Here is a 20,409-nt window from a genome sequence, read left to right as displayed (position 1 = left end):
TAGATGGGGCCGGACCGGCGCACATGGCAGGCCGTGCCCGCGCAGACCTTGATGACGTATTTTCCCTTGGCCTCCAAAGAGAAGTTCTCATAGAACGTCGCCACGCTGTACACCTTCGCGGTGCTGATCCCCAGCTTCTCCGCCACCAGTGTCAGCGCCTCCTCGCTGAGGTATTTGTACTCCGCCTGGATCTCCTGCATGATCGCGATCAGATTCGACTGGTCGCTCCCATAGCTCTCTATGATCGCACTGGCCCGAGTCAGTTCGTTGCTCATTGGCTTGTCTCCTTTTTATGATCTTTCGGCCGCCCCTCACATGCGGCCTCTCGTTTGTTTATTATATAACACACTCGGCCAGACTGTCAAAATATTTTAAATTTTTGTCATTTCAAACGTTTTCCTTGAGCAAATTTGTTGAAAAGGCAGAAAAAGCGGCCGCCCGTTGGCCGGGCGGCCGCGAAATCTTTACGCATTCTTAACTTGCATTCACTTTTTCACCGCGCCATGGGTGACTTTCACCACCATGCCGGTGAGGGCAAACAGGGCGATGGCGTTGGGAATGACCATCAGGTTGTTGAACATATCCGTCAGCTCCCACACCAGGTCGTTGGACATCAAGGTGCCCAGGAAGATGAATACCAGCGCGATCAGCGTGTAGACCACAGTGGCAGTCTTGGCGCTCATCTTCCTGCCGAACAGGTACAGCATATTGATCTTGCCGAACAGGTTCCAGCCCAGAATGGTGGAGAAGGCGAAGAAGAACAGGCAGATGGCCACGAACATGGCGCCGAAGCTCTCGCCGAACACGGTGCCGAAGGCGGTCTGGGCCAGATTGGCCTTGTTGATGGTCTCGGGGATGGTGCCAGCGGCCAGAGGGCCGTCGGCGGTGTACAGGGTGGAGATGATGACCAGCGCGTTCAGGGTCAGCACCACGAAGGTATCGATGAACACGCCCACCATGGCGACCACGCCCTGGTCATGGGGGTCCTTCACGTTGGCCTGGGCGTGGGCGTGGGGAGTGGAGCCCATACCGGCCTCATTGGAGAACAAGCCCCGCTTGGCGCCCTGGCTGATGGCGGTCTTGATGGCGTAGCCAAAGCCGCCGCCGATGATGGCCTGGGGCTGGAAGGCATATTGGAAGATCATGCCGATGGTGGCGGGGATGTACTTGATCCGGGCGATCAGAACCACCAGGCCGCCCAACAGGAAGATAGCTGCCATGACCGGGACCACCTTCTCCGTGACGGAGGCCAGCCGCTGCACTCCGCCCAGGAAGATCACGGCGCAGATGACGACCAGCACGGCGCCCACGATCCAGGCGGGAACGCCGAAAGCGGTCTCAAAGGTGGAGCCGATGGAGTTGGACTGCACCATGCAGCCCATGAAGCCCAGGGCCAGAATGATGGCCACGGCGAAGAAGCCGGCCAGGAACTTGCCGAAGCCGCCCTGGAACGCGGTGGTGATGTAGTACACGGGGCCGCCGTGGACGGTGCCGTCTTTGTCCACCTTCCGGGTCTGGAGAGCCAGGGTGGCCTCCGCGTAGATGGTGGCCATGCCGAAGAAGGCGATGATCCACATCCAGAAGATGGCGCCGGGGCCGCCGGTGAGGATGGCGCCGGAGGCGCCCACGATGTTGCCGGTTCCCACCTGGGCGGCGATGGCGGTGGCCAGCGCCTGGAAGGAGCTCATGCCGCTCTCCTGCTTTTCGCCCCGCAGGGACAGGTTTCCAAAGACCTTCCTCATGCCCTCGCCAAAGCAGCGGACCTGCACGAAACGGGTCTTGATGGAATACCACAGGCCCACCGCGATCAGCAGAAAGACCAGGATATAGCTGGACAGATAGTTGTTGATGTTGCATACAATGGGATACAGAACGCTTTCCAAAGATTCTAACATGCTTTTCCCTCCAAAAATAAACGGAACGGCTGAAAATGAGCCGCTCCGAAAAAGAAAGTACAGTCGCGCACGGACAGGATCTGTCCGTGTTTTCCCACTCTGTCCTTTTACCTGAGAGATTCAGCGGCAACGCCGCCTTGCACCTTCGGTACTCATCATTGAGCTTCTCCAGAGCCACATCCATTCTTAGTCCCCGCCCGGTGATCTCCGGGCGCCTGAGAGTTTTACTCCTTCGGCAGGCTTTCGCCATTCCCCTAAGAACTTCGTTTGCCGTTCTTCAATTGTGGTATAACCTTACCATGATGATGCGGGGATGTCAATTGCGCTTTTTCACAAATCGTCCGTGTGTGAGGGACGGATATTTCCGATATATAGACATTTTTGACGAAAAAGCAGCCAGCCGCGCTACCCGGGCACGGCCAGCTGTTCTCAAGCTCTGCCCATATGTCATGCGTCTCACCGCGCCGGGGCTCCTCTGCCCGGAGCGGCCCGGGCCGCTCCGTCACAGCTCCTCCACAGATACAACGCCCTCTGTGACGCTGATGCGCTCCAACAGCTGCTCCACCTTGCACTTTTTATTCAGCCGCAGGGAGAAAATGGCGCAGGCATTGTGATGCTCGCTGACCGTGGAGCGGGTGATCTCCATATTCAAGACCTTCAAATTCAGATCCCGGTACAGGGCCAGGACCCTTTCCAGGCACTTCTTGTCCATATACTCCATGTACAGGTTGATCTCGGGAGCGTTTTCCAGTATCCGGTACTCCACTTTGGAGAAAAACAGCTCTGCCGCCAGCAGAAGCGCCGTAGCCAAAAGGCCGCCCTCGTAGAAGCCGCCGCCCAAACACAATCCCACGATGGCCGCCGTCCACAGTCCCGCCGCAGTGGTCAAGCCCTTGACCCGCTGGCGCCGGGTGACGATGATGGTGCCCGCGCCGATGAAGCCCATGCCTGCCACCACCTGGGCGCCGAGACGGGCCATGTCGGTGAAGTAGTGCATATACAGATAGAGGAATTGGCTGGTCAGCGTGGTCATCGCCGCGCCCAGGCAGATCAGGATATGGGTGCGGAAGCCCGCCGGACGGCGCTTGTACTCCCGCTCGATGCCGATGAGCCCGCCGCAGACCACCGCCAGGATCATCCGCAGCGCCACAGAGGCCACTGTCACCATTCTAAGTCCGTCAAATATCGTTAACATGTCGGTTTCCCCCCCTCAGATCTCATCAATGGTCCGCACGGAATCCAGCTCGGAGATCGCCGCCAGGACCTGCGTGTGCATCTGCCGGTGCTTCAGCCGGATGGAGAACACCGCGCTGGGATTGCGGAGCTTCTCCTGCCGCCCGTGGTCGATATCCACATCGTAGATCTGCACGTCCTGGGCCTTGACGCGGTTGATGATCTCCCCCACATCGTCCAGGGAGTCAAACTCCACATAGATGTTCATGTTCAGGGCGTTTTCCACCACGTAGTTCTCCACATGGGGCAGCACCCGGATGACCAGGGAGATCAGCAGGAAGGCCAGGAACACGCACTCATAGAACCCTGCGCCGATGGCAAGGCCCGTGCAGGCGGAGGCCCACAGGCCCGCGGCGGTGGTCATGCCCTTGACCTCCTGCCGCCCGGTGACGATGATGGTGCCCGCCGCCAGGAAGCCGATGCCGTTGATGACCTGGGCGCCGAACCGGGCCACGTCGGTCCGGGTGCCGATCTCCGCCGCCCAATCCACCCATTCATGGGTCAGCATATGGTATTCATACAGGCTCAGCAGAACTGTCAGCGCGGCGCCCAAACACACCAGCATATAGGTCCGCATACCCGCCGCGCGGCGTTTTCTCCCCCGCTCCAATCCGATCATTCCGCCGAAGAACATGGCCAAAACCAGGCGGAGCACCACGGCCGCAAAATTCATCTGCCGCAGGTAATCCAATGCTTGAATCACAGCGGTCCCTCCCTTTTCCAAAATCCAATCGTCGCTTGATATGGTCCATTCACTTGAAAAATCGCACGGGATTTTTCAAGCGGGCGATGCCCGCTGTGCGTAAAGCGCACAGTGATTGCCTATGAAATGCAAATCAAGGCCGCGGTCCGCGGCCTGTCACAGCGCACATGCGCTGTGACACTTGAAAAGTGAATGGATCACGTTTCAAGTGATTTGATTATAATTTGAAAAGGAAGAACTGGCCGAGCCACTTCTTCCTCTTTCGCATTTTGTCACTATGGCACGCCTGTTTTCGGCTGGAAACGTTTGCGTATGCACACTATCCAGCATTCAGCCGCCTTAGTCTGTATATACTTTTACCATCCAGTCACATTTTTGTCAATAATTTTCTGACTATTCCGCCTGTTTTTGGATATTTTCACAAACAGCCTTTTATTTTTTTGTCATTCCGACGGTCTCCACCCCCTCCAGGACCGGACCATACGCTCATCCCAGCATAACATCCAGCAGCATCATGATGAGGAACCCGGCCATCACGCTGGCGGTGCCCGCATGGGAGTGCTCTCCCAGCTGCGCCTCGGGGATCAGCTCCTCCACCACCACATAGATCATGGCTCCCGCCGCGAAGGACAGGATCCAGGGCATAACACCGGCGACGCTCCCGGCAATCAGCACTGTCAGCAGGCCAAAGACCGGCTCCACGACCCCGGAGGCCGCGCCGCAGAGAAAAGCCCTTCCCTTTGAAACGCCCTGGGACCGCATGGGCAGGGATACGGCGGCGCCCTCCGGGAAATTTTGCAGGCCCATGCCGATGGCCAGCGCCAGGGCAGCCGCCAGGGTGCCGGGTGCGGCGTCCTGGGCGGCCACGGAGAAGCTGAGTCCCACCGCCATGCCCTCCGGGATGTTGTGGAGCGTCACCGCCAGAACGATCATGGTGGTCCGCCTCCAGTGGGCGGGCAGCCCCTCCGCTTCCTCACTGCCGATGTGGAGATGGGGCAGCAGCCGGTCCAATGCCATCAAAAACAGCCCGCCCAGAACGAATCCGCCGCCCACCGGCAGCAAAATGCCCTGGCCCCGTGCCTCCGCCAGATCCATGGCGGGGATCAGCAGCGACCACACCGACGCGGCGATCATCACCCCCGCCGCAAACCCCAGAAACACCTTCTGCATGGTGTGGGTCATATCCGTTTTCAAGAAAAACACCATTGCCGCGCCCAGCACCGTGGCAAGGCAGGTAAAGCCCGTGCCCAAAGCCGCGTAAAGCAGTTCACGCTGTAACATCTCTCCGCCTCCTTTTTCTTGTATATAGTCAATTAACTTGAAAAATAGCAAAGCTGTTTTTCAAGCGGGCAATGCCCGCTGTGCGCGAAGCGCACGGTTAATGACTATGAAATCTAAATCAAGGCCGCTTTCGCGGCCTGTCACAGCGCATACGCGCTGTGACACTTGAAAAGTGGTTTTACCACTTTTCAAGTTATTTGATTATAGTATCATGGTTCTGGTCAAAAAGATGTGCCAATTACAACAGAACTTCTCTTTAACAAAAGACCGGCTGTTCCCAGCCGGCCTCTGTCGCTTTTAGAAATCCGCGTTGCCCACGGTGCGGGGATGGGGCAGCACGTCCCGGATGTTGCTGACGCCGGTGAGATACATCACCAGCCGCTCAAAGCCCAGGCCGAAGCCCGCGTGCTTGCAGCTGCCGTAGCGCCGCAGGTCGCAGTACCACCAGTAGTCCTCGGGCTTCATGCCAAGCTCGGCAATCCGGCCCTCCAGCAGCTCCAGGCGCTCCTCGCGCTGGCTGCCGCCGATGATCTCGCCGATGCCGGGCACCAAACAGTCCGCCGCGGCCACGGTCCTGCCGTCGTCGTTCATGCGCATGTAGAAGGCCTTGATCTCCTTGGGATAGTCGGTGACGAACACCGGGCGCTTGTACACCTGCTCGGTGAGATAGCGCTCGTGCTCGGTCTGGAGGTCGCAGCCCCAAAACACCTTGTAATCGAATTTGTCGTTGTTCTTCTCCAGGATCTCCACAGCCTCGGTGTAGCTCACCCGGCCGAAGTCGGAGGATGCCACATGCTCCAGCCGCGCCAGCAGGCCCTTGTCCACAAAGCTGTTGAAGAAGGCCAGCTCGTCGGGGCAGCGCTCCATCACCCGGCGGATGACGAACTTGATCATGGCCTCCGCCACGTCCATATACCCCTTCAGGTCGGTAAAGGCCATCTCCGGCTCGATCATCCAGAATTCAGCGGCGTGGCGCTGGGTGTTGGAGTTCTCCGCCCGGAAGGTGGGGCCGAAGGTGTACACATCGCCGAAGGCCATGGCGAAGTTCTCCGCGTTCAGCTGGCCGGACACGGTGAGGTTGGCGGGCTTGCCGAAGAAGTCCTGGGTGTAGTCCACGGTGCCGTCCTCGTTCCGGGGCGGGTTCTCGGGGTCCAGGGTGGTGACCCGGAACATCTCCCCGGCGCCCTCGCAGTCGCTGGCGGTGATGATGGGGGTGTGGACGTAGACGAAGCCCCGCTGCTGGAAAAACTCATGGATGGCGTAGGCCGCCGCGCTCCGCACCCGGAAGGTGGCGGAGAACAGGTTGGTCCGGGGCCGCAGGTGCTGGATGGTCCGCAGGAACTCCACGCTGTGGCGCTTCTTCTGCAGGGGATAGTCCGGCGTGGAGGCACCCTCCACCTCAATGGCGGTGGCCTTCAGCTCCAGAGGCTGCTTGGCCTCCGGCGTCAGCACCACGGTGCCGGTGACGATCAGGGCCGCGCCCACGTTCTGGGCGGCGATGTCCTTATAATTTTCCAGCGCCCCGGCCTCCATGACCACCTGCAGGTTCTTGAAGCAGGAGCCGTCATTCAGCTCGATGAAGCCGAAGTTTTTCATGTCCCGGATGGTGCGGGCCCAGCCGCCCACGGTGGCTTCCTTTCCGGAGAGGGTCTCGCTGTCGGCAAAAATTGCCGCGATTTTTGTATAGCTCATTGAAATTCACCCGTTTTCTCGTTTTAGTAGGCACAATAATGGTGTATTGTACTCCATTTCAACGGGTTTTACAAGGGGAAACGGGAATTTTTGGTGTCAGGTGCAGTTCCGGTCCAGAATGCCCCAGATGGCCTCCGCCTGCTCCGCCGTCAATGAGACCTGACCGCCCTCAAAACGGGCGTACTGCTCTGTCGACAGGGCCACACCGTAGCTGCCGGCGGTCGTTTCCACCGTGTACTCCGGCAGGCACTTGCAGAGCGGTCCGATATAATCCAGGGAGGCCAGCAGCTCCGTCAGGTCTGCGGCGGTCTGGCCGGTGACGGTGCGGACCTCCGGTTCTCCGCCCAGACAGGCCCGGGTCACGGTGACAGCACTGCAGTTCCGCTCCAGGATACCCTGGATGGTCTCCATCTGCTCCGCCGTCAGATCGGCCTGCCCGGCCTCACAGCGGGCGAAGCTCTCCGTCAGGTTCACCCCATACCCGTCGCCGAACTCTGTGTCCACAGTGAACTCCTTGGGACAGCGGCAGACGCGGTTGGGGTCGTAAGCCAGATTGATGAGGATGTCCGTCAGGGCCACGGAGTCGCTGCCCCAGAAGGAATAGGTCTCGCCGTCCAGAGTCACCTCCGTGACGGTGTTGCCGCAGTAGCCGGAGACGGGGTCCGCCACGGTCTCCGGCTCCGCCGCCGGGTCGTGGGCGTGGAAAACATAGCCAAGCTCCTCCAAACGGGTCAGCGTCTCCTCCGGCAGGTCCGCCGCGGAACCGCCCGCCAGCTTCTCACAGGAGTAGGCGCCGGTCTGGCCGGGATAGCTGTCATGGATACCGTCATAAGTGATCCGGATCTGGTCGCCGGTGTCCAGACCGTCGAACAGCCCGCCGTCCTCGCTCTGGTCGGACATCACGATGGGTGAGCCGTCCTCCGTGACGATCAGCGCCGCGCCGTCCGCTGTCTGGAGATACCGGCCCTCCAGTTCCGAATGGGTCTCGCCGCCGCAGGCGGTCAGCGCCAGGGCACACAGCATAACGCAGAGATGGATCAGATATTTTTTCATGTGGATCTCTCCTTCTTTTACGAAATGGCCTCGCCGCCCACGGTGTAATCGCCCCAGTGTCCATCGGCATTGCGGACAGCGGTGCAGTCGGTGAAGTAATAGGCTCCCAGACCGGAGCGCCACTTTTCCGCGTCAAAGCGGACCGCGTCATAGGCCGGTGGTTTCTCTCCCGGGGCGATATTCGGCAGGCTGAAAACCACCGGCTCATCGCTCTCGGTGATGGAGAACAGACAGCCGTCGGTCCACTGCCAGAATTTCGCGTCCGCAGGCGCGCCGCCGCCCAGAGGCTCCCCGGTGATATAGCCCTGCTCCACCAGCTCGTCATAGGTGCCTTCCACCGACTCCGCCCCGTGCTTTCCGGCGAAGGCCCAGGCCACAGCGGCCCGCTCGCTTTCAGACAGGCTGGTCCGGGACAGGTCCACGCCGATATAGGTCAGGCTGTCGCTGTTCAGGCCGGGGTCCACCGCCCACAGGTCCTCCAGGACCCGGAGATACAGGGCGCAGCGGTCGTCAAAGCCCTCGGTGCGGAGGTTGACGGCGGTGACGTTGGCGAACTGGGCGGGCCAGGAGTCCAGAACCATGCCGTCATCGTCATAGGTGATCTCCGCCAGAGCGCCCGCGAGGCTTCCGGCAGGCAGGTTTTGATAGGCCCCCGGCGCTGTCAGGTCAATGGGCTGGCCGTCCAGCGTTACGGTCAGGCCCTCCAGCGGCAGATCGTAGACCACACTGCTCTCCGTGTCCGCCAGCAGCACACTGCCTTTTTCCTCCGACACGACCCGGCAGAGGACGGCAGCAGCGGCGGGCTGGGCTGTCCCGCCGTCCGTCTGCTCCTCGCCGGAGGGCGTGCCGCCTGGGGCCGGAGCGTCTGTGCCAGCAGCCGTTGTACAGCCCACCAGCAGGCAGGCGCAGAAGTACAGACTTAAAAATAACGTCCATTTTTTCATGAAGAACCGCCTCCTTTGCCCATTTAGTCGGCGCAGGAGGCGGGTTTGTTCCATATTTTCCAGAAAAATCATCCAAGAACGAGGAAAAATGTCCAGGGCGCGGTGGCAATGGCCATGGTCAGGGCGATCATGTGCCGCTCCCGGGGGGAAAGGGCGGTCAGGCTCCGCTTGACCAGAAAGCGGTCAAACAGGTAGATGCAAACGCCGGAGAGGACCACGGCGGCCAGGGTCCAGGTCAGGACCTCCGGGCTTTGGAAGGGACGGTAAAAATTCCAGCCGCCGTTTTTGTAAAGCAGCAGTTCATGGCCCAGGAACATCCAGAGGGAGCCGATGAAGTCCGCCAGAAAGCCAAAGAGCCACATGGGAAGCAGCAGCGTGCGGAGCAGGGCCTTGCGGTCCGGGCGCTTCAGGGCCGTCAGGGTCAGGAAGAGCACCAGAGCGTCGATCAGCAGGTTCAGGGGGATCACCGCCAGCCACGCCGGAGGAAATATCCACAGCATCCACACGGGGAAGATCAGATTGTAGAGCTTGACGTTACGCTCCATGGCGGCGCTCCCTTCTCCATCTCAGCAGCGCCCCCAGCAGGTTTCCCGCCAGAGCAAAGCCAGCCGCTGTCCAGACCTGGAACAGGGCGCTGGAATTATACAGAATAAACACCCAGAGGATGGGCAGCAGGCCGCAGGCGACGGGATACAGCAGGGCGGCGCCGAATCTGCGCCCGGCGCTCCAGCCGGTGCACAGGCAGAAGAAGGGAAGCAGCAGGTAGGGGTAGAACAGCCCTGTAAGGACCGGGATGTCGCCGCCGGATTCCAGCAGATGCAGCAGGGGCGGGACCAGCAGCTCCACGGCGGCGGCCAGGGCAAAATAGGCCAGAAGGGGGCGGACCTGGAGGGGACCGCCGGTGGTCCGGGCCGGGACCAGGCCCAGCCCCTCCCGGATACACCGCAGCTCCGCGCGCCAGTGGAGATACCGCAGGAACCAGACCACGGCGTAGGCAAACCAGTACAGCCCCAGCAGCACCAGCCATCCCTGCCAGACGGCAGGCAGCAGGCCGCAGACGGCGCAGAGGCCCAGGTACAGGGCCGAGGAGACCAGCAGATGGACGGCGGTGCGGACCGCCACCGCCCCTCCGGTGCCCTCCATGGGCGGCACCGCCAGGCCAACGGAAGCGCCGAAGGCAAAGGCCAGGGTCAGCTCCAGCCCCAGCAGCCCCTGCCAGGGCCAGCCGGTGGCGTCCAGCACCGCGCTGCGGACGATGAGGCTGTCGTTATGACCGGGCATGACGCTGAGGGAGTTCAGCCAGATGACCACCAGAGGCACCAGCGCCATGGCGGCCAGGCCGCCCAGCAGTCCCCACAGGAGCTGGCGGCGCAGCAGGGCGGGTTCATAAAATTCATTCCAACGCTCTCTCATAGGCCCAGCGCCTCCTTGATTTTTTTCACATACCGGCGGGAAGCATAGGTGACGGTCCCGCCGGTCAGGGTCATGCGGATGGTGCCGGTGAGGGACAGGTCCAGCGCCGTCACCTGCCGCAGGTTCACGATCTCCGAGTGGGAGATGCGGACAAAGCGGCGGTCCAGCAGGGCCTCCAGCTCGTAGAGCCGCTGGCGCACCGTGTAGGTCCCATCCAGCGTCTGGACCCGGACCTCCTTCTCCTCCCCGTAAAACCGCAGGATGGATTCCGGTGGAAGCGGGACCGCGGTCCCCTCCCGGAAGCCCAAAAGGACTCCGCTCTCCGCTGTCAGCAGAGCCAGCAGCTCCTCCACCTCCGCCGTCCGGGCGGGAGCGTGGACCACCACCCGCGTCCGGGCCAGCGACGGCTCGATCTTCAACTCGACTTCCATGGGCTCCCTCCTTTCCCTCTTCAATATAAAGGATTTTTCCCCCGCCGTCCAGTGCTCCCGGACCATCGGCACATGGGGCGGGACCGTCGGCTGTCCGGCCGTTTCAAAGTGTCCCCCTCATTTTTCAAAATAGCTATTGACATTTTCGCGGAAATCAGTAAAATATAAATATATGATTATAAATTAAACTTTTGTTTATATCGAGGTGATCCCATGACACAGCGGGAACGGCAGCTTCTGAACTGGATCGAGGAAAATCCCCTAATCTCCCAGCAGGAGCTGGCGGATAAGGCCGGCATCACCCGGTCCTCTGTGGCGGTGCACATCTCCAACCTGATGAAAAAGGGCTATATCTCCGGCAAGGGCTACATCATCCACACGGCCCCCTATGTCACCGTAGTGGGCGGCGTGAATATGGATATCGGCGGCCGGCCCGGCGAGGCTCTGGTGCCCCAGGACTCCAACCCCGGCACGGTGCAGATGTCCCTGGGCGGCGTGGGCCGGAACATCGCCCACAACATGAGCCTGCTGGGCCTGGACGTGCGGATGCTGACGGTATTCGGCGACGACATGAACGCCCAGAAGATCGCGGCCTCCTGCGGCGAGCTGGGCATCGACATCTCCCAGTCCCCCATCATCCCCGGCGGGCGGACCTCCACATACCTCTTCATCAATGACGAAAAGGGCGACATGGCCCTGGCCGTCAGCGATATGGAGATCTACCGTCATCTGACGCCCCAGGTGCTGACAGCCCGGCAGAAGCTGCTGAACGCCAGCCAGGTGGTGGTCGTTGACACCAACATCCCCCAGGAGAGCATCGCCTGGCTGGCGGACAACTGCCCGGCGCCCATCTTCGCGGACCCGGTGTCCACTGCCAAGGCGGTGAAGCTGAAGCCGGTGCTGGGCAGGCTCCACACCCTGAAGCCCAACCGCATCGAGGCGGAGCTTCTCTCCGGCGTGCCCATCACAGACGAGGAGAGCCTCCACAGAGCCGCCGACGCCCTCCTTGCCACGGGATTGCGGCGGGTGTTCATCTCTCTGGGCGGCGACGGCGTGCTGGCCGCCGACCACAATCAGCATCTCTATCTGCCGGTGTTCCCGGCCCGGATGGTGAACACCACCGGCTGCGGCGACGCCTTCATGGCCGCCATCGCCTGGGCCTATCTCCAGGGCACGGACCTGGCGGGCACCGCCAAGGCGGGCCTGGCCGCCTCCTCCATCGCCATGGAGGGCCGGGAGACCATCAATTCCGCCATGAGCGAGCGGGCCTTAAAGGAACGGGCGGCCCTGTAAACGCCGCCCCGGCGGCAGACAGGCTCCGCCCATCTCTGCTTGAACAAAATTCGATCCATATAACATCATCTGGAGGTTTTTATCATGACGCTGAACAAATATCTCGACATTGCTCCCGAAGTGCAGAAGGCCCTGGACGAGGGCCGTCCCGTGGTGGCCCTGGAGTCCACCATCATCTCCCACGGCATGCCCTATCCCCAGAACGTGGAGACCGCGCTGAACGTGGAGAAGATCATCCGCGACAACGGCGCCGTACCCGCCACCATCGCCGTGCTGGGCGGCCGCCTGAAAGCCGGCCTCAGTGCGCAGGAGATCGACTACCTGGGCAAGACCGGCACCGCCGTGGCCAAGGCCAGCCGCCGCGACCTGCCCGTGCTGGTGGCCGAGGGCAGGGACGGCGCCACCACCGTCACCACCACCATGATCATCGCCCACATGGCGGGCATCCAGGTCTTTGCCACCGGCGGCATCGGCGGCGTGCACCGGGGCGCCGAGACCACCATGGACATCTCCGCCGACCTGGAGGAGCTGGCCCACACCCCCGTGATGGTGGTCTGCGCCGGCGCCAAGTCCATCCTGGACCTGGGCCTGACCCTGGAGTATCTGGAGACCCACGGCGTGCCCGTCATCGGCTACGGCACCGAGGAGCTGCCCGCCTTCTACACCCGCAAGTCCGGCTTCAAGGTGGACTACCGCATCGACACCCCCGAGGACCTGGCCAAGACCTTTTTCGTCAAGCAGGACATGGGCCTGGGCGGCGGCATGCTGGTGGCCAACCCCATCCCCGAGGCGTACTCCATGGACCACGAGGTCATCTCCAAGGCCATTGACGACGCCGTGGCCGAGTCCAGAAAGCTGGGCATCCACGGCAAGGAGACCACGCCCTTCCTGCTGGCCAAGATCAAGGACCTGACCGGCGGCGACTCCCTGAACTCCAACATCCAGCTGGTGTATAACAACGCCGCCCTGGCCGCCAAGACCGCCTGTGAGCTGGCAAAGCTTGTCAAGGCCTGATTTTTCTGATACACTGAACTGGCTGGGGCCTCCCCAGCCAGTTTTGTTATCTTTGGAGGGACATCTTATGGATGCGAAAGCGCTGTATCTGCCGGAGGCGCACAACGATTTTATCTGGTTCATCACGGGCTCTCCCTGGGGCCTGCTGGCTGTCTGGCTGGTGGTCATCAACCTGGTCACCTTCCTGGTGTTCGGCCTCGACAAATGGAAGGCCAAGTGGAAGGTGACCCACGAAGCCACCCGCCGGGTGCCCGAAAAGACGCTGTTTCTGCTGGCAGCCCTGGGCGGCAGCGTCGGCGCTCTGCTGGGGATGCGGGTCTGGCACCACAAGACCCTGCACCGCTCCTTCCGCATCGGTATCCCGCTCATTCTGCTTTTGCAGATCCTGATCCCCGCCGGACTGTCCCTGTACTGGAACGTGATCCGGTAATACGCTCCCGGGTCTCTTTCCTAACGGCCTTCCTTTCCGCCGCGCAAATTTTTCCCACGATCCATAGACTTGGACACCGCTCCCGCCCTTTCAGGCGGAAGCGGTGTCCTTTTCTTCTGCGGTGTCCCCTGCGGCCTCTGCGGATGGAGCGGCCGCTTCCTCCCCCTGGGCCAGATACATCTCCTCGCAGTCCTGCTGGGCCTTTTCCAAAATGCGCTTGGCCCGCTCCACCTCATGGGCCAGGTGGTAGTACATCTCTTTGAAATCGTCCATTCTATTATCCTCCTGTACTGAATTTTGCAATATAAATCATAATATATGTTTATAACGCAATTTGCAATACAATTGTCTTACAAAATATAAGACAGGTGATACTTGTGGCTTTCAAAATTCCCAAGCCCCCATCCTCCACCAACAAGTCTATCCGGTTTTCCAACAACATGATTCAGGAAGTCGAAGCCGCTATCCGTGGACAGGACTGCACCTTCTCCGCCTTTGTGGTGGCCGCCGTGCGGGCCGCGCTGGATGACCTGAAGGAACAGGAGAAGCAGGAACGGAACCATTCATAAAGCAGCTCCGGGAAGAGGACCTCTTCCCGGAGCTCTCTTTATAGCGCGACCACGCCGGTGGCGATCTTCCGCCGGAACGCCCCGTCGTGCTCCACAAACAGCATGGTGGGCCGGAACTCCAGCAGCAGTTCCTCGATCTGCATCCGGGACCAGACGTCCACATAGTTCAGCGGCTCGTCCCAGAGGTACAGGTGGGCGCTCTCGCACAGGCTTCTGGCAATGAGGGCCTTTTTCCGCTGTCCGGCGGACCAGTCCGCCATGTCCTTTTCAAACTGCGCCCGGGAAAAATCCAGCTTCCGCAGGATCGCCAGCAGCAGCGTCTCGTCCACACCGCTCTCCCGGGCGTAAGCCCGCAGGCTCCCCCGCAGGTGGGAGGTGTCCTGGGGCACGTAGGAGATGGTCATGCCGGACAGCCGCGTCAGCGTCCCGGTCCCCGTCACCGCCGTCTCTCCCCGCAGGAATTTCAAAAGGGTGGACTTGCCGCTGCCGTTGCCGCCGTCCAGCGCCACCCGCTCCCCCGGCTCCAGCCGGAAGGTCAGCGGCCCGCAGACCTGCTTCTCCCCATAGAACAGGGACACCCCCGCCAGGTCCAGCAAACGGCCCCGGGCGGTGAGCGGGCGCAGCTTCAGCGCCTCGGTCCTCTCCAGGTCCTTCAGCAATCCGGCCTTTTCCTCCAGCGCCTTCTGCCGCCGCTGGTCGATGGACTTGGCCCGCTGCATCATCTTGGCGGACTTGTGGCCGATATAGCCCCGGTCCGGCCGCAGCCCGGAGTTCCGGCTCCCCGTCTTGGCGGACTCGACCTTGTCAGACCAGTCCGAGGTCCGGGCCGCCGCCTGCCGCAGGCGCCCCACCTCCTTTTGGAGCTGCTGGTTTTGCGCCAGCTCAAAGGCGTCCCGCCGGGACTTGTTCTCCCACCAGGAGGAGAAATTTCCGCTCTGGACCTCCGCCCCCGTCCTGTTCAGCGCCAGGATGTGGTCCACACAGCCGTCCAGAAGATCCCGGTCGTGGGACACCAATAAAAACCCCCGCTTTTTCCGCAGATAGGCCGCCACCGCCCGCCGTCCGGCGGCGTCCAGGTGGTTGGTGGGCTCGTCGATCAAAAGGTAGCGGTCCTCCCCGCAGAACAGCGCTGCCAGCAGGCATTTGGTCCGCTCCCCGTTGGACAGGGTGGAAAACGGACGGTACAGCGCCCCGGCGTCCACGCCCAAAAGGCCGGTCTCCCGCAGGAATTCCCACGCCTCCGCCTCCGGGCGGAGGCCGCAGAGCACCTCCAGCGTCATCTGGGACGGGTCACGCACCGCATCGGGAAAATAGGCGCAGGGCGGCGCGCCCAAAATACTGCCGCCATGGGGGTATTCCCCCATCAGCAGCCGCAAAAATGTGGTCTTTCCCCGGCCGTTTCGGCCCAGGAAGCCCAGCTTCCACTCCGTATCAATTTGAAAACTGGCGTGGTCATAGACCGGATCGCTGCTGCCCGGATAGGCAAACGTCAGGTCCTTCACCCGGATCATGGACATATCCATCCCTCCTACATGCAACAAATACAAAAATGAGCCGCAGGAAAACTTTCCTGCGGCTCATCGGACAGCATGACGCCTCCGTCTTGCACGGAGGGGCGGTATGTTCCAAGGCGCAAAAGGATGTTCGCTTTCCTGCTCTCCGGCGCCGGGCAGACCATCCCCTTGGGGGACTCCTTACAGCGCCCTGTCCTATTTCAGCAGGAAGCAGACTTCATCCTTTCACCCCTTTCCTTTTTATGCGTGTCCATCATAACAGTCCCGGCTTTATCTGTCAAGATATAAGCTGTACTTATGCCACGCTTGTGAAAATAAACTTCCCCGCATGCCCAAAACCCTCTTTCTTTTTCGACGGTTTCGTGGTATATTTTTCAGGCACGCAAAAGTAATACCTTTTGAGATACTGGATATTGGAGGTCGCTATGAACGTTCTGTCTGATATTGAGATCGCACAGTCCTGTGCCATGAAGCCCATCACCGAGATCGCCAAGACCGCAGGTGTGGCGGATGAGTATTTGGAGCTGTACGGCAATTACAAGGCCAAGGTGGACTACCGCCTGCTGCGGGAGAGCAAGCGCCCCGACGGCAAACTGATCCTGGTCACCGCCATCAATCCCACCCCCGCCGGCGAGGGCAAGACCACCACCACCGTGGGTCTGGCCGACGCCATGCGGAAGCTGGGCAAAAACACCCTGGTAGCCCTGCGGGAGCCGTCCCTGGGCCCCGTGTTCGGCGTGAAGGGCGGCGCCGCCGGCGGCGGCTATGCCCAGGTGGTGCCCATGGAGGACATCAACCTCCACTTCACCGGCGACTTCCACGCCATCGGCGCCGCCAACAACCTGTGCGCCGCCATGCTGGACAACCACATCCAGCAGGGGAACGCCCTGGGCATCGACGTGAAGAAGATCACCTGGAAGCGCTGCGTGGACATGAATGACCGGCAGCTGCGGAACATCGTGGACGGCCTGGGCGGCCGGATGCAGGGCGTGCCCCGGGAGGACGGCTTCGACATCACCGTGGCCTCCGAGATCATGGCCGTGCTCTGCCTTTCCGCCGATATCCCCGACCTGAAGGCCCGCCTGGGCCGCATGGTGGTGGCCTATGCCTACGACGGCAGGCCCGTCACCGCCCACGACCTGAAGGCCGAGGGCGCCATGGCCGCCCTGCTGAAGGACGCCCTGAAGCCCAACCTGGTCCAGACCCTGGAGGGCACCCCCGCCTTCATCCACGGCGGTCCCTTCGCCAACATCGCCCACGGCTGCAACTCCGTCATGGCCACCCGGATGGCCATGCGCCTGGCGGACTACGCCGTCACCGAGGCGGGCTTCGGCGCGGACCTGGGCGCTGAAAAATTCCTGGACATCAAGTGCCGTCTGGCGAATCTGAAGCCCAGCGCCGTGGTGGTGGTCGCCACCGTCCGGGCACTGAAAAACCACGGCGGCGTGCCCAAGGCGGAACTGAATACCGAGAACCTGGAGGCCCTGGAGAGGGGCCTGCCCAACCTGCTCCAGCATGTGGAGAACATCACCCAGGTGTTCGGCCTGCCCTGTGTGGTGGCCATCAACGCCTTCCCCACCGACACCGCCCGTGAGCTTCAGCTGGTAGAGGACAGATGTAAGGAGCTGGGCGTCAATGTAGCCCTCAGCGAGGTGTGGGCCAAGGGCGGCGAGGGCGGCCTCGCCCTGGCGGAGGAGGTCGTCCGCCTGTGCGAACAGCCCAATGACTTCCGCTTTGCCTATGACACGGAGGACAGCATCGAAAAGAAGCTGAACGACATCGCCAAAAACATCTACCATGCCGACGGCGCGGTGCTGACCGCCAACGCCCAGAAGCAGATGAAGGAGCTGGAGGCCCTGGGCTTCGGCAAGCTGCCCATCTGCATGGCCAAGACCCAGTACTCCTTCTCCGACGACGCGGCCAAGCTGGGCGCACCCAAGGACTTCACCATCACGGTGCGGAATCTGAAGGTCTCCGCCGGCGCCGGCTTCCTGGTGGCCCTCACCGGCGACATCATGACCATGCCGGGTCTGCCCAAGGTCCCCGCCGCTGAAAAGATTGACGTGGACGAGAACGGCAAGATCACCGGATTGTTCTAAGCGGCATGGTCATGCCGCCGCAGGTGCGGCGTGCAAGCGTTTTGCCCCAGGCAAAACCTTGAAATCGGCCGAATTCATTTCGGACGATTTGAATCAAATCCGGGGTCCCCGTGCGGCCCCGCCGCATGGGGCCATGCCGGGCCTTCCCAAGGTCCCTGCCGCTGAAAAGATCGACGTGGATGAGAACGGCAAGATCACCGGGCTGTTCTAAAAATAGCCAAAAAAGGCAGCTGGATGATCGCTCCAGCTGCTTTTTTGCTGTGATCGTTCACCCATTCTCCGCGTCTGACTGGGATAAAAAGGTCTCCTCAGCCGCTTGCTGGGCCTGGATCAGAATATCCCGGACCTGTCCGAAATTCTGCCTCTCCAAGGCGGAAACCGCATCCGTCAGAGCGTTGAACAGCTGAAAATGCAGCGTCTTATATAGTCAATTAACTTGAAAAATCGCATGCGATTTTTCAAGTTAATTGACTATAGAAATGCAAATCAAGGCCGCGGTCCGCGGCCTGTCACAGCGCAGATGCGCTGTGACACTTGAAAAATGAATTTATCACGTTTCAAGTGATTTGATGATAATCTGTCATTCTGTTCACCTCCCTTATATTTTAGGACATATTGTCCAATATTTCAATAGGACAATATGGACAAAATATACTGGCATCAGGTGATATTTATGAAGCTGCGGATCCGCGACCTGCGGGAGGACCGGGATTTGAAGCAAAAGGCCCTCGCTGACTACCTGCTGTGCGACCAGAGTCTGTATTCCAAATATGAGCGCGGCGAACGCCCGCTTCCGCTGGAACTTGCGGACAGGCTGGCCGACTATTTTGGCACCAGTGTGGATTATCTCCTGGGCCGCACGGATGAAAAGGCCCCCTATCCTCCCAGCAAGCGCAAATAAACCGCTCTGTTCTTTGAACAGAGCGGTTTTATGATGGAGACAGGGGCCGCCTTACTGCGGCAGTGTCTGCACCACGCCCCGGGCGCAGTCCACGGATACCAGGGTGCCGTCCGTCAGGCGGCGGGTGGCGTCGGCGGCTCCCAGGATCACCGGCTTATCCAGCGTCAGGCCCACCGTGGCGGTGTGGCTGTCGGTGCTGGCCTCCTCACTGATGACGGCCGCGGCTTTGCGGATATAGGGCAGGAGGTCGTTGGTGGTGTAGGGCACCACCAGCACGTCGCCGGGGCGGAATTTCTCCGCCACATCCTCCAGTGTGCGGCAGACGCACAGCGGGCCGCTGGCCTTCTGCTCCCCCACGCCCACGCCGTTCAGCAGGGAGCCGCCCACCTGGTGGACGCGGATCATGTTGGTCGTGCCGGCAACGCCCACAGGCACGCCGGCGGTGACCACCACCAGGTCCCCCTGCTTTACAAGGCCGGCCTCCTCCGCCGCCTGAACGGCAAAGTCCACCAGCTCGTCGGTGCTGCTGGCATAGGGCATGGTCAAGGGCTCCACACCCCAGTACAGGGCCATCTGCCGCTGGACCTGGGGATCCAGCAGGAGCGCGACCACCGTGGTGCTGGGCCGGAAGCGGCTGACCATCTGGGCGGTGACGCCCCGCTGGCTGACTGTGAGGATGGCGTCCGCCCCGATGTCCAGGGCGGTGGTGCAGGCGGCGTGGGCCGTGGCCGCGGTGATGGACAGGCGCCTGCCGCTGTTCTTCACCGGCTTGCCGTAGTCGATGTTGGCCTCGGTCCGGCGGGCAATGGCGTCCATGGTGTGGACGGCCTCCACCGGGTATTTGCCCGCCGCCGTCTCGCCGGAGAGCATGATGGCGGAGGTGCCGTCATAGATGGCGTTGGCCACGTCGGTGATCTCCGCCCGGGTGGGCCGGGGATTCTCCATCATGGAGTCCAGCATCTGGGTGGCGGTGATGACCGGCTTGCCGCAGGCCACGCACTGGGCGATCATATCCTTTTGGATGATGGGGATCTCCGTGAAGTCGATCTCCACGCCCATGTCGCCCCGGGCCACCATGATGCCGTCCGCCACCGCCAGGATATCCGGCAGGTTGCTGACGCCCTCCTGGTTTTCGATCTTGGCGATGATGCGGATATTGGAGCCCGCCTTATCCAGCAGGCCGCGGATCTCCCGCACGTCGGCGGCGGTGCGGACAAAGCTGGCGGCGATGTAGTCAAAGCCCTGCTCCACACCGAACAGGATATCGTCCCGATCCCGCTGGCTCATATAGGGCATGGACAGCCGGACGTTGGGCACGTTGACGCCCTTGTTGTTTTTCATGGTGCCGTCGTTCTCCACCCGGCAGCGGATGGAATGGGCGGTGGTCTCCAGCACGGTCAGGCGGACCAGGCCGTCGTCCAGCAGGATGGTGTCCCCTGCCTTCACATCGCCGGGCAGATCGGCGTAGGTGATGGCGCAGCGGGTCTCGTCGCCCACGATATCCTCCGTGGTCAGGGTGAATTCCGTGCCGCCGGTCAAGTGGACGGAGCCGTTTTCAAAGGACTTCAGGCGGATCTCGGGGCCCTTGGTGTCCAGCATCGCCGCCACCGGCAGGTCCATCTCCTCCCGCAGAGCCTTCAGTGCCTCCAGGCGGGCCTTGTGCTCCGCATGGGTGCCATGGGAGAAATTGAAGCGGGCCACGTTCATGCCAGCCTCCAGCATCTCCCGCAGAACGCCCTCCCGGTCCGTGGCAGGCCCCAGGGTGCAGACGATCTTCGTTTTCCTCATAAGTAGTTCCACCTTTCCTTAGGTAATCGTTTTTCTCCATTGTGGATTGTATCACAGCTCCGTAAAATGTGGAAGGGGCATTCGGGAGTGTCCAAACACGCAGTTAAAGGAAGTCAAAGAGAGAAAATGGCACAGCAATCCCTGGATGTTTGGAGC

The 20,409-nt window shown here is 61.3% G+C and carries 21 protein-coding genes and 1 riboswitch; of the genes, 7 read left to right on the top strand and 14 right to left on the bottom strand.

Annotation, left to right across the window (positions count from 1 at the left end):
* The 11 genes from Q0Z71_RS16520 to Q0Z71_RS16470 all read right to left on the bottom strand — a co-directional run.
* Window positions 1–275 (bottom strand): NAD(P)H-dependent oxidoreductase subunit E (locus Q0Z71_RS16520; RefSeq protein WP_298025116.1); only part of this gene is annotated, 275 nt, incomplete at its 3' end.
* A 210-nt stretch (window positions 276–485) separates the two neighbouring features.
* The gene (locus Q0Z71_RS16515; protein WP_298025113.1) at window positions 486–1,895 is read right to left on the bottom strand and encodes a sodium:alanine symporter family protein; all 1,410 of its coding nucleotides are present in this window, start codon (window positions 1,893–1,895) and stop codon (window positions 486–488) included.
* 89 nt (window positions 1,896–1,984) lie between these two features.
* Window positions 1,985–2,077: riboswitch (glycine riboswitch) on the bottom strand.
* A gap of 320 nt (window positions 2,078–2,397) precedes the next feature.
* On the bottom strand, window positions 2,398–3,090 hold the full coding sequence (locus Q0Z71_RS16510) for an MgtC/SapB family protein (protein WP_298025111.1): 693 nt from the start codon (window positions 3,088–3,090) through the stop codon (window positions 2,398–2,400).
* A gap of 15 nt (window positions 3,091–3,105) precedes the next feature.
* Window positions 3,106–3,831: an MgtC/SapB family protein gene (locus Q0Z71_RS16505; protein ID WP_298025109.1), complete on the bottom strand. Its 726-nt coding sequence runs from the start codon at window positions 3,829–3,831 to the stop codon at window positions 3,106–3,108.
* 486 nt (window positions 3,832–4,317) lie between these two features.
* Window positions 4,318–5,112, bottom strand: coding sequence for a ZIP family metal transporter (locus Q0Z71_RS16500; protein ID WP_298025107.1), 795 nt, complete (start codon window positions 5,110–5,112; stop codon window positions 4,318–4,320).
* A gap of 297 nt (window positions 5,113–5,409) precedes the next feature.
* Window positions 5,410–6,804: an asparagine--tRNA ligase gene (gene asnS, locus Q0Z71_RS16495; RefSeq protein ID WP_298025105.1), complete on the bottom strand. Its 1,395-nt coding sequence runs from the start codon at window positions 6,802–6,804 to the stop codon at window positions 5,410–5,412.
* 96 nt (window positions 6,805–6,900) lie between these two features.
* Window positions 6,901–7,857, bottom strand: a complete 957-nt coding sequence (locus Q0Z71_RS16490) for a hypothetical protein (protein WP_298025103.1) — start codon at window positions 7,855–7,857, stop codon at window positions 6,901–6,903.
* A gap of 17 nt (window positions 7,858–7,874) precedes the next feature.
* Complete coding sequence (locus Q0Z71_RS16485) at window positions 7,875–8,801, bottom strand: hypothetical protein (protein WP_298025100.1); 927 nt, start codon at window positions 8,799–8,801, stop codon at window positions 7,875–7,877.
* 68 nt (window positions 8,802–8,869) lie between these two features.
* Entirely contained in the window at window positions 8,870–9,346 is a 477-nt protein-coding gene (locus Q0Z71_RS16480; RefSeq protein WP_298025098.1) for a hypothetical protein, read from the bottom strand.
* Entirely contained in the window at window positions 9,336–10,214 is an 879-nt protein-coding gene (locus tag Q0Z71_RS16475; RefSeq protein ID WP_298025096.1) for a hypothetical protein, read from the bottom strand. Before Q0Z71_RS16475 ends, Q0Z71_RS16480 begins: the two co-directional genes overlap by 11 nt.
* On the bottom strand, window positions 10,211–10,645 hold the full coding sequence (locus Q0Z71_RS16470; protein WP_298025094.1) for a LytTR family DNA-binding domain-containing protein: 435 nt from the start codon (window positions 10,643–10,645) through the stop codon (window positions 10,211–10,213). Before Q0Z71_RS16470 ends, Q0Z71_RS16475 begins: the two co-directional genes overlap by 4 nt.
* A 213-nt stretch (window positions 10,646–10,858) precedes the next feature.
* Between Q0Z71_RS16470 and Q0Z71_RS16465 the strand changes: the two genes are divergently transcribed.
* From Q0Z71_RS16465 to Q0Z71_RS16455, 3 genes are all read left to right on the top strand, one after another.
* Entirely contained in the window at window positions 10,859–11,938 is a 1,080-nt protein-coding gene (locus Q0Z71_RS16465) for a PfkB family carbohydrate kinase (RefSeq protein WP_298025091.1), read from the top strand.
* An 84-nt stretch (window positions 11,939–12,022) separates the two neighbouring features.
* On the top strand, window positions 12,023–12,952 hold the full coding sequence (locus Q0Z71_RS16460) for a pseudouridine-5'-phosphate glycosidase (RefSeq protein ID WP_298025088.1): 930 nt from the start codon (window positions 12,023–12,025) through the stop codon (window positions 12,950–12,952).
* Window positions 12,953–13,019: 67 nt separating this feature from the next.
* Window positions 13,020–13,382, top strand: a complete 363-nt coding sequence (locus Q0Z71_RS16455; RefSeq protein WP_298025086.1) for a DUF1294 domain-containing protein — start codon at window positions 13,020–13,022, stop codon at window positions 13,380–13,382.
* 90 nt (window positions 13,383–13,472) lie between these two features.
* Here the strand turns inward: Q0Z71_RS16455 and Q0Z71_RS16450 are convergent, their stop codons facing one another.
* Entirely contained in the window at window positions 13,473–13,655 is a 183-nt protein-coding gene (locus Q0Z71_RS16450) for a hypothetical protein (protein WP_298025084.1), read from the bottom strand.
* A gap of 104 nt (window positions 13,656–13,759) precedes the next feature.
* On the opposite strand from Q0Z71_RS16450, the gene Q0Z71_RS16445 reads away from it, so the two are divergent.
* Entirely contained in the window at window positions 13,760–13,951 is a 192-nt protein-coding gene (locus tag Q0Z71_RS16445; RefSeq protein ID WP_298025082.1) for a YlcI/YnfO family protein, read from the top strand.
* 38 nt (window positions 13,952–13,989) lie between these two features.
* On the opposite strand, the gene abc-f is transcribed toward Q0Z71_RS16445, so the two are convergent.
* A complete protein-coding gene (abc-f, locus tag Q0Z71_RS16440) occupies window positions 13,990–15,468 on the bottom strand; it encodes a ribosomal protection-like ABC-F family protein (protein ID WP_298025080.1) in 1,479 nt (492 codons plus the stop codon).
* A gap of 422 nt (window positions 15,469–15,890) precedes the next feature.
* Between abc-f and Q0Z71_RS16435 the strand changes: the two genes are divergently transcribed.
* The 3 genes from Q0Z71_RS16435 to Q0Z71_RS16425 all read left to right on the top strand — a co-directional run bounded on the left by Q0Z71_RS16435 (window position 15,891) and on the right by Q0Z71_RS16425 (window position 18,465).
* The gene (locus Q0Z71_RS16435; protein WP_298025078.1) at window positions 15,891–17,564 is read left to right on the top strand and encodes a formate--tetrahydrofolate ligase; all 1,674 of its coding nucleotides are present in this window, start codon (window positions 15,891–15,893) and stop codon (window positions 17,562–17,564) included.
* A gap of 88 nt (window positions 17,565–17,652) precedes the next feature.
* Entirely contained in the window at window positions 17,653–17,775 is a 123-nt protein-coding gene (locus tag Q0Z71_RS16430) for a formate--tetrahydrofolate ligase (protein ID WP_298025076.1), read from the top strand.
* A 462-nt stretch (window positions 17,776–18,237) separates the two neighbouring features.
* On the top strand, window positions 18,238–18,465 hold the full coding sequence (locus Q0Z71_RS16425; RefSeq protein ID WP_298025074.1) for a helix-turn-helix domain-containing protein: 228 nt from the start codon (window positions 18,238–18,240) through the stop codon (window positions 18,463–18,465).
* A 51-nt stretch (window positions 18,466–18,516) separates the two neighbouring features.
* Here the strand turns inward: Q0Z71_RS16425 and pyk are convergent, their stop codons facing one another.
* Complete coding sequence (pyk, locus tag Q0Z71_RS16420) at window positions 18,517–20,253, bottom strand: pyruvate kinase (protein ID WP_298025072.1); 1,737 nt, start codon at window positions 20,251–20,253, stop codon at window positions 18,517–18,519.
* Window positions 20,254–20,409 lie beyond the last annotated feature (156 nt).

The organism is uncultured Dysosmobacter sp. (assembly GCF_947631635.1).
Classification (GTDB): Bacteria; Bacillota; Clostridia; order Oscillospirales; family Oscillospiraceae; genus Oscillibacter.
This window is presented reverse-complemented; position numbering and strand designations above follow the sequence as displayed.

Excerpts from the sequence above, each read along its gene's own strand:
- Q0Z71_RS16435 (WP_298025078.1), top strand. The coding sequence starts at position 15,891 with ATGAACGTTCTGTCTGATATTGAGATCGCACAGTCCTGTGCCATGAAG.
- Q0Z71_RS16515 (WP_298025113.1), bottom strand. The coding sequence starts at position 1,895 with ATGTTAGAATCTTTGGAAAGCGTTCTGTATCCCATTGTATGCAACATC.
- abc-f (WP_298025080.1), bottom strand. The coding sequence starts at position 15,468 with ATGTCCATGATCCGGGTGAAGGACCTGACGTTTGCCTATCCGGGCAGC.
- Q0Z71_RS16465 (WP_298025091.1), top strand. The coding sequence starts at position 10,859 with ATGACACAGCGGGAACGGCAGCTTCTGAACTGGATCGAGGAAAATCCC.
- Q0Z71_RS16455 (WP_298025086.1), top strand. The coding sequence starts at position 13,020 with ATGGATGCGAAAGCGCTGTATCTGCCGGAGGCGCACAACGATTTTATC.
- Q0Z71_RS16480 (WP_298025098.1), bottom strand. The coding sequence starts at position 9,346 with ATGGAGCGTAACGTCAAGCTCTACAATCTGATCTTCCCCGTGTGGATG.
- Q0Z71_RS16485 (WP_298025100.1), bottom strand. The coding sequence starts at position 8,801 with ATGAAAAAATGGACGTTATTTTTAAGTCTGTACTTCTGCGCCTGCCTG.
- pyk (WP_298025072.1), bottom strand. The coding sequence starts at position 20,253 with ATGAGGAAAACGAAGATCGTCTGCACCCTGGGGCCTGCCACGGACCGG.
- Q0Z71_RS16510 (WP_298025111.1), bottom strand. The coding sequence starts at position 3,090 with ATGTTAACGATATTTGACGGACTTAGAATGGTGACAGTGGCCTCTGTG.
- Q0Z71_RS16490 (WP_298025103.1), bottom strand. The coding sequence starts at position 7,857 with ATGAAAAAATATCTGATCCATCTCTGCGTTATGCTGTGTGCCCTGGCG.
- Q0Z71_RS16450 (WP_298025084.1), bottom strand. The coding sequence starts at position 13,655 with ATGGACGATTTCAAAGAGATGTACTACCACCTGGCCCATGAGGTGGAG.
- Q0Z71_RS16470 (WP_298025094.1), bottom strand. The coding sequence starts at position 10,645 with ATGGAAGTCGAGTTGAAGATCGAGCCGTCGCTGGCCCGGACGCGGGTG.
- asnS (WP_298025105.1), bottom strand. The coding sequence starts at position 6,804 with ATGAGCTATACAAAAATCGCGGCAATTTTTGCCGACAGCGAGACCCTC.
- Q0Z71_RS16425 (WP_298025074.1), top strand. The coding sequence starts at position 18,238 with ATGAAGCTGCGGATCCGCGACCTGCGGGAGGACCGGGATTTGAAGCAA.
- Q0Z71_RS16475 (WP_298025096.1), bottom strand. The coding sequence starts at position 10,214 with ATGAGAGAGCGTTGGAATGAATTTTATGAACCCGCCCTGCTGCGCCGC.
- Q0Z71_RS16460 (WP_298025088.1), top strand. The coding sequence starts at position 12,023 with ATGACGCTGAACAAATATCTCGACATTGCTCCCGAAGTGCAGAAGGCC.
- Q0Z71_RS16500 (WP_298025107.1), bottom strand. The coding sequence starts at position 5,112 with ATGTTACAGCGTGAACTGCTTTACGCGGCTTTGGGCACGGGCTTTACC.